Raw genomic sequence first — 9,217 nt, forward strand, 5'->3', positions numbered from 1 at the left:
GTCTACGTTGTGGATATTTTCCTCGCGTTTGTTTGCATAGACGCTAAGTCCGCTAACATCGCCCGTACCGTCTAAATTTACCTTGCCGCCGTAGTAGAGCAAATTAGTATCCGTATTTGCGCGGCGGAAGGAGTAGGAGAGATTTAGGCTGGCTTCGTTTTCAAAATAGTGCCTAAAATCGGCATAAACGTCAAAAGTCTTGATATCCCATCTAGTCCAAGGCTGCGAGAAAATTTCATTTTTACTAAACTCGCGCCTAGAGTCGTTTTTGTAAAACGCAGGCATTCCTCCCCAGCGTACGCCGTGACGCTTTAGCTCCTGATAAAACGCGCCCAGGCTTAGCCACGAACTATCCATGATATCAGCATCCACTACGCCGTAGATAGCGGTGTTTTTACGGTTATAGTAGTCCATATACGAGCGAGACTTCTCGTGCATAAAAGACGCTCTAGCCCGCACGCTGCCGTCAGCAGTCACCGGAGTCTGCACGTCGCCAGATACGCCGTATCTATCGTACGAGCCCGCGCTTAGTTTAAAATTTCCCGTCAATTCTTTTGAATTTGCTCTTTTTCGGATGAAATCTAAGCTAGCCGCTGGATTGCCTGCACCCGCTAGTAGGCCGTTTGCGCCCTTTACGACCTCGACGCGCTCATACGGCAACATGCTCATATCGTTTGCGCCTAGGCTAAATCCGCCAAAGCTAGGCATCGAATCAAGCAAATAATAATCTATCTTAAAGCCTCTTGCCGTAGGATATACGCGCTCGTCCCACTTGCTAAGCGTGACGCCCGGGATATTTCGCAAAAGCACCTGATAGTCGTTGATGTTTTGATCCTTTAGCCTAGCCTCGGTGATGACGGTTAGCGACTGAGGCGTTTGGCGCGAGGTGAGGTCTAGCCTCGTGGTGCTTTTTACTAGCTCTTTTGCGTTGTATTTTACGTCGTCGCGCCTTTGTTCGCTAGTTACCTCGACGGCATCAAGCGTCTCTTTGCCTGCTACGTTCTCGCCGTTTTGGGCGGCTAAAATTTGAACGGACGCGAGCAAATTTATCGCCGCAACCGAAAACAAAATTTTATTTTTCATCTTTTTCTCCTTTTAAAATTTGATCTTTTTATCCATAAGTAAATCCCCGAAACGCTAAGCGCAAGCGGAGCTAGCCCGCACAAAAACCAGAAAAATTTAGTCGCGGCGTTATAGTCGCCGTAGTGAGCGCGCCTAAACGTCGATAAAAATTTATCCGTTTTGCTTGCTAGCTCTATATCTTTTACATCGATTAAATTTGCGCTATTTTTATCGTAAGTAACGGTGCTTGAGTACTGGCTATGTAGGAAGCTTTGCTGTGGTTTTTGTCCGTAAAGCGTGATATTTGCGCCATCATAAAACGGAAAGCTAACGTAGTGCGTCCTAAATCCGGACATATCCGAGGGTGCTTTTTGCACGAGGGCGTCGATAGAGATATTTTTGTCGTAAATTTGCGGACCGATTACGAATTTAGAATTATCAAAGGGCGGCATAAACATAAACCTAAGCTCCCACCAAGCACCGCTAAGCGCGACCGCAAAAATAACGGGCGTCGAAAAAACGCCGATAAATTTGTGCGAATCGCTCATAAAAGTAGCCATGCGCGAAAACCGAAGACGCAGCAAATTCGCCCAAAAGTTTCGGTAAACAATAAAGCCGCTGATCGAAATAATAAAGGCAAAAATCGCCGTTAGCCCAAGCAAAATTTGACCGCTTTTTTCAAGAAGCAAATTTTCGTGAAGCTCGGTAATAACGCCGATAAATCCGCTATCGTGCGGCACGAGGTCGCTTTTTATCTCTCCGCTAAAAGCGTCCAGATAGATACAGGCCCACTCTTTTTCGCCCGCGCCGTGAGGCAAAAGCCAAATTTTGTCCGTTTTTTGCGGATCTACGTCGATATTCCAACCTACGATCTCGTGATGCGGATACTCTTTTTCTATTTTTTCTCTTAGTTCGTCAAATTTTAGCCTCTTTTTATCGTTGCCGTCTGCTACATAGATGACGCCTGGCATTAAAATATTATTTATCTTATCTTTATAAACTAAAACCGAACCGGTAAAGCATGCGATAACTAGCGGAATGCAAAATATGAGTGAAATATAAGTATGAATTTTATACATCGTCTTTTTGTCAAGTATATTCACGTTTAAAATTTGTCCTTTTAAAATTTACTTTAAATCGGCGCGGATTTTAGCATTTTAAAAATTAATAATTTCTAAAACCGTTATCAAATAAATAAGGAATCTATATTTTGCGCTAAATATTTAAAAACAGGGTTTAGCAGAGGCAGACGAATGCAAAACGGCAAATTTGTTACGTTAAATTACGGAAATCAATTTAATGTGGTCTCAAAGCAAAATCGGCTTTTTAGTTTAATCAAAATCAGCGCCCAACAGTCGAGCAACCGCCGAGCGTAAATTTGATACAAGTCTCGCCGAAAGCAAACTCAAATTTGAGCCTTAAATTTCCTCTCTTTTATAAATTTTACTCACAAATTTATCTATCTTATACACCGCGCCAAAGAGCGCAGGCACGACTAGCAGCGTTAGCAGCGTCGAGCTAATGAGCCCCGAGATCACCGAGATCGCCATCGGGGAGTTGCCCTCGTATCCAGCGCCTCTGCTAAGCGCAAGCGGCAACATCGCAAATATCATCGCAAAAGTAGTCATCAGTATCGCTCGTAGCCTCTTAACGCCCGCGCGCACGATGGCTTCGTTTAGCTCCACGCCCTCGTTTGCGTAGCGATTTGCAAAATCCACGACTAAAATCGCGTTTTTACCCACCATACCAAAAAGCAAGATCGCGCCGACCATCACAAACAAGCTAAAGGAGTTGCCGCTAAGATAGAGCCCGACCGCCACGCCGCCAAAGGCAAGCGGCATCGAGATCATGATGATGAGCGGCAAAATAAAACTCTCATAAAGCGCGGCTAGGATCATATAGATGAGTACGACGCTAAGGCTGATCGTAAAGACAAAGGCCGCGTTCGTGTCGTTCATCATCTCGATAAAGCCCGTCATCACATAATCGTAGCCCGCGGGCAAAATTTTACCGATATTTTCGTCAATACCTTTTTGTACGGCGCCAAGCGGGACGTTATCTACGTTTGCGACGATCCTGATCTGACGCTGTTTGTTAAAGCGGTTTATCACGGAAAAGGTCTTGCTCGTCTTAAACTCCGCCACCGCGCTTAGGCTTATACTCTCGCCGTGGGCGTTTTTGATCTTTAGTTTTTGCAGCGCCTGCGCGTCCTTGCGGTACTCGTCGTCAAACCTCAGTATCATATCGTACTGCGCGTCGCCGTTATCAAAGCTACCAAGCCTATTTTGCCCAAAGGACGCATATATCACCTGCGCGACCGCGCTAGGATCGACGTTTAGACGCTTGGCTTTGTCTTTATTTACGCTGATTTGCAGCTCGTTTATCTTATCCTCGTTATCGCTGCCCACGTCCGTCGTGCCCTCTATCGCCCGCACCATGGCGATAGCTTTAGGTAGGATTTCGTCTAGTTTTTCTAGGCTATCGCCCGTGATCGTTAGCTGCACGGGCTCGCTGTCGCTGCCCGTATCGACGTATGGTATCTGCAGAACTTTGACCGAGAGATCGTCAAATTTAAGCTTTTTTCTATACTCGTCCATTATCTGCGTTTGGCGCTCTTTTCGCGACTCAAAGCCCTTTAAGCGGACGTAAATTTTAGCCTTGTACGCGTCCTTTGAGTCCGTGTAGCCAGCGATCATATATGAGTACTCGACGCGCGGATCGCTATCTACCTCGCGCACGACCTCGCTAGCTCTAGCGCTCATAGCCTCGACCGAGATGCCCGGGCTTGCTTTTAAAAATATCTCAAACTGCCCCTCGTCCTCGACGGGCAAAAAGTCCATACCGACCTTGCCGGCTAGGCTCATACAAAGAGCCAGCACGCCAAAAGTAAGGATAACAAACGCGGTTTTAAACCTCAAAATAAGCTTCAAAAGCCGCTCGTAACCGCTCTCGAGCGCCTCAAATATAGGCTCTGTCACGCGGTAAAATTTACTCTCGCCCTCACTCAAAAATCTCGCCGCCAGGCTAGGTATCAGCATAATGCAAACCAAAAACGACACCACGATACCGCCGCTCACGCTCATACCAAAGGAGTTAAAATACTGTCCGACGATGCCCTCCATAAAGGCGATCGGCACAAACACGCAAAGCAGCACCGCGCTAATGCTAAGCACGCTAAAGGCGATCTCGCGCACGCCCTCAAAGCTCGCTTTTAGCGGATTACTCTCGCCCTCTTGCATCTTTTTGGAGATATTTTCCACGACCACGATCGCATCGTCGATAAATATACCGATACCAAGCGTGAGAGCCAGCAGCGTGAGGCGGTTTAGATCAAAGCCCAAAACGTCGATGATAAAAAACGTCCCCACGATACTAGCCGGGATCGCGAGCGCGGCGATGATGGTCGCGCTAAAGCTTCGCAAAAAGAAAAAGACGATGACGACGGTGAGCGCGACGCCCAGCATCATGTCAAATTTGACCTGATTTATGTGTTTTAGGATACTCTCGCTCTTTTCGTAAACCCGCTCTACTTCGTAGTTTGCACCCAGTTTTGCCGCTAGATCGTCCGTTTTAGCCTTGAGCGCGTCTATCGTCTCGATCGTGTTTGCGCCGCTTACTTTTATAGCGTCAAGCAGCACTCCGCGCTTGCCGTTATACATCGCTACGGCGTCGGTGTCGTGATGAGATAGCTCCACGCGCGCGACGTCTTTTAAAAACACGTCCTTTTGCAGGCGGATCTCCTCTAGCTCGCGCACGCTTTTAGCGTCAAATTCGCTCTTTAAAAATATCTCGTATTCGCTGTTTTCCAGCTTGCCAAGCGGCGCTTTTAAATTTTGCGATTTGATTATATTTATGACCGAGGCCGCGGTTAGAGCGTATTTATCGAGTTTAAAAGGATCAAGGTAAATTTTGATCTCAGGCTCCAAAAATCCCTTATCATCGACCTTGCCCACGCCTTTTACGCGCTGCAAAAACGGCTTTGCCTCGTCTTTTACCGTTTGCATGAGCGCGGTTAAATTTTCATCCTTGCGGCTAACGAAAAAGCTCGCCACCTTGCCGCTGTCGCTGTTGATTTTCTCTATCTCTGGCTGGGCATCGAGCTTTGCCTTTGCGACCTTGTCGCGCACGTCGTTCGCGGCGACGTCGATGTTTTTCTTGAGATTAAACTCGACCAAAACGATGCTGAGGTTGTTAAATGTATAGGATCTAATCTTTTTGATACCGTCTATCGTCGAGACCTCGTCCTCGATCTTTTTAGTGACCCTGCTCTCGATGAGGCTCATGTCGCCCGGCGCATAGGTCGTGATCTTAACCAGCGGGATGACGACCTCGGGAAAGAGATTTACCGGCATCCTAAGAAGCGACATCGCGCCGAAAAATACGAGCGCGACGAAAAACATCAGCGTCGTAATCGGGCGATTTATGGCTAGTTTATACATTTCGGGCTTTTGCTAAAACGGGTTTTTGCATCAAATTTGCCCGTTCGCCCTGCTCTGCAAAAAGCGTTTGGCGTTTATCAGCCAGTAAAATTTGAGTAGCGTTAAATTTGACGTTTAAATTTATGCCATCTTGTTTATGCGATAAATTTGACCCGCTCGTTAAATTTGCATTTTTCGCGGCGGCGTCAAATTTAGCTACATTCGCCAAATTTGAGCTCAAATTTACCTCGCTTTTCGTTTGCAGCGTCAAATTTGAAAACCGCGCCGCGCCGAAGCTAGCTTTTTCTACGTCAAATTTCGCGCTCGCAAGTCCGCCGTTTTTAAAGCCGTCAAATTTAAGCTCAGACGTTTTATTGTCGTCCTTATTTTTAGGCTCGGCGTCCCCGTCCTGCGCGCTAGAGACGATATATCCCTCGCCAAAAAGCCCAGGCGTCAAATTTTGCGCCTGCACTTCGGCGTAAATTTTGCCGTTTTTCGTGTCGATAGTCGGGTAGATGAGGCTGATTTTACCGCGCCTCTCCTCGCTTTGACCGTCTAGTTTATAGACAAATTCGCTACCGATTTTTACGTGGTCTTTAAATTTCTCATCAAAGCTAAGCTTGAGCTTGACATCGGGATACGAAAATACCGACATCAGCTTTTGCGCTACGCCGCCCACGCCCTCGCCGACCTCGATACTCTTGCCAGATATCGTCCCGTCAAAGGGAGCGAGTAGCCGCGTATCCTCAAGTCTTTTTTGCGCCAAATTTAGCGCCAGATGCGCTCTGTTTTCGGCTAGCGCGGCGTTTTTGAAATCAAATTCCGCATTTTCAAAAGCCTGCTTCGAGCTCACGCTTTGAACGAGTTTAAATTTATCCAGCACGCTTTTTGCGTGAGCTTTTGCCGTCTGCGCGCTCTCTAGGTCGTTTTGAGCGAGCTTTACGGCTAGCTTTTCGCTCTCGTTTTCAAGCTCGAGTAGCACGTCGCCGCGCTTTACCGCGGAGCCTATTTCTACGTTTACGGTCTTTACGATACCCACGGCTTTTAGTGCGAGCTGCGCGTCTTTTGCCGCTGCGACGTCAAAGCTCGCGTAGATCCTATCCTGGGCACAAAGCGCAACCGCCGCACTCAGTAAAAAAAGTAAAATTTTATTCATTTGCGCTCCGTTTTTTCGATATTTTCGGCGATTTTGCCGCCGCGTTCATACAGATACTCCGCCTTTTTGATCTCAAATTTACTCTTGCTTAGCTCCAGCGCGCTGCCTGCGCTAAAGCTCTGCGCGGTCGCGTTTAAAAACTCGACGTACCCAAGCAGCCCGGCTTCATACTTTTTACTAACGGCATTTAGCGAGGTTTGCGCCGAGTTTAGCGCGCTTTTGCCCGCGGCTATCTTTTGCTCGAGCGTCTTTAGGTCGTTTTTGATATTTGCTAAATTTAGCTCGTTTTGCAAGCGCTTTTGATCCAAATTTAGCTTCGCTTGCAGCGCGCTTATGCGCTTTATCTCGCGCCGCTTTTTGTTCGCGCCAAAATCAAACGCCTTCCAGCTAAAGCCCAAAATCAGCTCGTTGGTGTTTAAATTTGGCTTAAAAAAGTCGTCAAAATACGGCTCCAGCGCGCTTCTATACTGCGCGGGCAGCAAATTTCTATCGTAGTGAGTGCGCATAAAAGTGTATGTGTTTTTGATGAAAATTTGCGGGTTCGTCTCGGACGCGGTTATCTTTTCATCCTCCAAGGCCGCGGCGAAATTTAGCCTAAGCGCCTCAAGCTCGGGCTTTTCGCTTTTTTGCGGCGCGGAGTTTTCATCGTCCAAAAAAGCGATCCTAGAGCCCGCCACAGGCTCGATATCTCTGCCCGTTAGCGCGTAAATTTGATTTTTTATCTCGTTTTGATTTTGCGTGATTTCGAGGCGTTCGGCGAGCGCCATGGCGTATCTGGCGTTTACCGCTTCATACTCGCTCTCGTCGCTAAGCCCTGCGCGGTAGTATTTTTCCAGCCTATTTAGAGCGTTTTTTAGGTAGTTTATCTCGCCCTCTTTTGCGGTCGCGAGCTCGCCCAGCGACAAAAAGCTAAAATAAAGCTTAGTCGCGTTAAACGCAAGCAGGTTTTGATACTCCTCGTTTTTTAAAATTTCAGCCGCGCTAAGGTGCGAAAGCGAGCTTAGCAGGGCTTCGCGCTTGCCGCCGTCATAAACCGCAAGCTCCAAAATCGCCCTAGCCGTGGCGGCTCTTTGCGGGCGCAGGACGTTTATGTCGCCGCTTAAAAAGCTGTATCCGCCCTCAACCCTGAGGCTTGGCATATATGCACTTTTTACGGCGTCTTTTTGCAGCTGCGCTTTTTGCGGTTCGTAGTTTGAAATTTGAGCCAAATTTGAGCTCTGCGCGGCTAAAATCAGCTCGGGCAAATTTCCTTCAAATTTAACCTCCGAACCACCTAAAAAAACGCAAAAACTCAAAAATATATAAATTTTTTTCATCTAAACCCTTCCCTATTAGCTCTGGGCGGCGCGGGCTAAATTTGAGCAGGTTTGCGCCGTCTGAAGTCTGGCGCCGTAAGTAAAATAAAATGAAATTTAAGCGGCGCGCGGAGCTTTTTTAAGATTATAGCGACAAAAAACCTAATGAAAGCTTTTAACGAGATTCATGACGAGCAAATTCCACCCGTCGACGAGCACGAAAATAAGTAGCTTAAAAGGCAGTGAAATCATCGTCGGCGGCAGCATCATCATACCCATCGCCATGAGCACGGAGCTAACGACCATATCGATGACCAAAAACGGCAGATAGAGCAAAAAGGCTATCTCAAACGCCGTTTTCATCTCGCTGATCATAAACGCGCTCATCACGACCGTGAGCGGGATATCATCGAAGCTTTGCGGGTTTGGCATATTTCTGATACGCAAAAACAGCGCCAGATCCTTCTCTCGCGTATTTTTTATCATAAACTCGCGAAACGGCTTCACGCCACGCTCAAAGGCCTCTTGGTAGCCGATTTGCTCGCTTAGATAGGGCTTCACACCCGCTTCGTAGGCTTGCTTGCCCACAGGCTCCATGATAAAAAACGTAAGCACCATCGCAAGGCTAATAAGCACCGTAGATGGCGGCATCTGCTGCGTACCCATCGCCTGGCGCAAAAACGAAAAAACGATAATGAGCCGTAAAAAGCTCGTCATCATAAAAACCAGCGATGGCGCGAGTGTAAGGACCGTGAGGACTAGTAGGACGTTTAGTGAGCTAACTAGCTGGGTGGGCGTAGTGGGCGCGCTTAGGCTGAGATTTACGGTCGGGATCGTTACGTTATCCTCGCCTATCGCAACCGCCGCAAAGATAAAAAACAGCAAAAACGTCAGTTTTTTCAAATTTACTCCTGCGCGTCCAGTATGCTTTTTTGCGTTTTGGCTTTGTCGTCTAAATTTAACGAAACGAAGTGGATCTCGACCCTGCGGTTTTTCTCCCTACCCTGCTCGGTAAAATTTGTCGCAAACGGCTCAAATTCGGCCTTTGCGGACGCGGTTAGCTTTTTAGGATCGACGCCGTCTTTGATGAGCTCGCTAACCACGCTGATAGCTCTAGCCGACGATAGCTGCCAGTTGTCTTTAAACTCGGCAGAGCCCGGCTGCTCGCTGTCGGTATGTCCGATCACGTTTGCTACGACGTCTGGCGGCAGCTTTGCTATCACCATCGCGATACGTTTTAAAAACAGCAACGCGTCGTCGTTTTGTAGCTGGGCGCTATCTTTTGC

General features: G+C 47.6%; 7 protein-coding genes. All 7 read right to left on the minus strand.

What is annotated here, in order from left to right; translation table 11 throughout:
- Positions 1 to 1,083, minus strand: a 1,083-nt coding sequence (locus tag Q0338_RS04855; protein ID WP_298085773.1) for a TonB-dependent receptor plug domain-containing protein, incomplete at its 3' end; no start/stop codon positions are given.
- Positions 1,080 to 2,165, minus strand: a complete 1,086-nt coding sequence (locus tag Q0338_RS04860; RefSeq protein WP_298085774.1) for a PepSY-associated TM helix domain-containing protein — start codon at positions 2,163 to 2,165, stop codon at positions 1,080 to 1,082. The genes Q0338_RS04860 and Q0338_RS04855, both read right to left, overlap by 4 nt.
- A 315-nt stretch (positions 2,166 to 2,480) precedes the next feature.
- Positions 2,481 to 5,501 carry an efflux RND transporter permease subunit gene (locus tag Q0338_RS04865; protein WP_298085775.1) on the minus strand — a complete coding sequence of 1,007 codons (3,021 nt, stop codon included), beginning with the start codon at positions 5,499 to 5,501 and terminating at the stop codon, positions 2,481 to 2,483.
- Complete coding sequence (locus Q0338_RS04870; RefSeq protein ID WP_298085776.1) at positions 5,494 to 6,636, minus strand: efflux RND transporter periplasmic adaptor subunit; 1,143 nt, start codon at positions 6,634 to 6,636, stop codon at positions 5,494 to 5,496. Before Q0338_RS04870 ends, Q0338_RS04865 begins: the two co-directional genes overlap by 8 nt.
- Positions 6,633 to 7,952, minus strand: coding sequence for a TolC family protein (locus Q0338_RS04875; protein WP_298085777.1), 1,320 nt, complete (start codon positions 7,950 to 7,952; stop codon positions 6,633 to 6,635). Before Q0338_RS04875 ends, Q0338_RS04870 begins: the two co-directional genes overlap by 4 nt.
- A gap of 141 nt (positions 7,953 to 8,093) precedes the next feature.
- A complete protein-coding gene (fliP, locus tag Q0338_RS04880) occupies positions 8,094 to 8,834 on the minus strand; it encodes a flagellar type III secretion system pore protein FliP (protein WP_298085778.1) in 741 nt (246 codons plus the stop codon).
- 2 nt (positions 8,835 to 8,836) lie between these two features.
- Positions 8,837 to 9,217, minus strand: a 381-nt coding sequence (locus tag Q0338_RS04885) for an OmpA family protein (protein WP_298085779.1), incomplete at its 5' end; no start/stop codon positions are given.

The organism is uncultured Campylobacter sp., from assembly GCF_938018145.1.
Lineage (GTDB): Bacteria > Campylobacterota > Campylobacteria > Campylobacterales > Campylobacteraceae > Campylobacter_A.

Coding starts and splice junctions, on each gene's coding strand:
- Q0338_RS04865 (WP_298085775.1), bottom strand. CDS start 5,501: ATGTATAAACTAGCCATAAATCGCCCGATTACGACGCTGATGTTTTTC.
- Q0338_RS04870 (WP_298085776.1), bottom strand. CDS start 6,636: ATGAATAAAATTTTACTTTTTTTACTGAGTGCGGCGGTTGCGCTTTGT.
- Q0338_RS04875 (WP_298085777.1), bottom strand. CDS start 7,952: ATGAAAAAAATTTATATATTTTTGAGTTTTTGCGTTTTTTTAGGTGGT.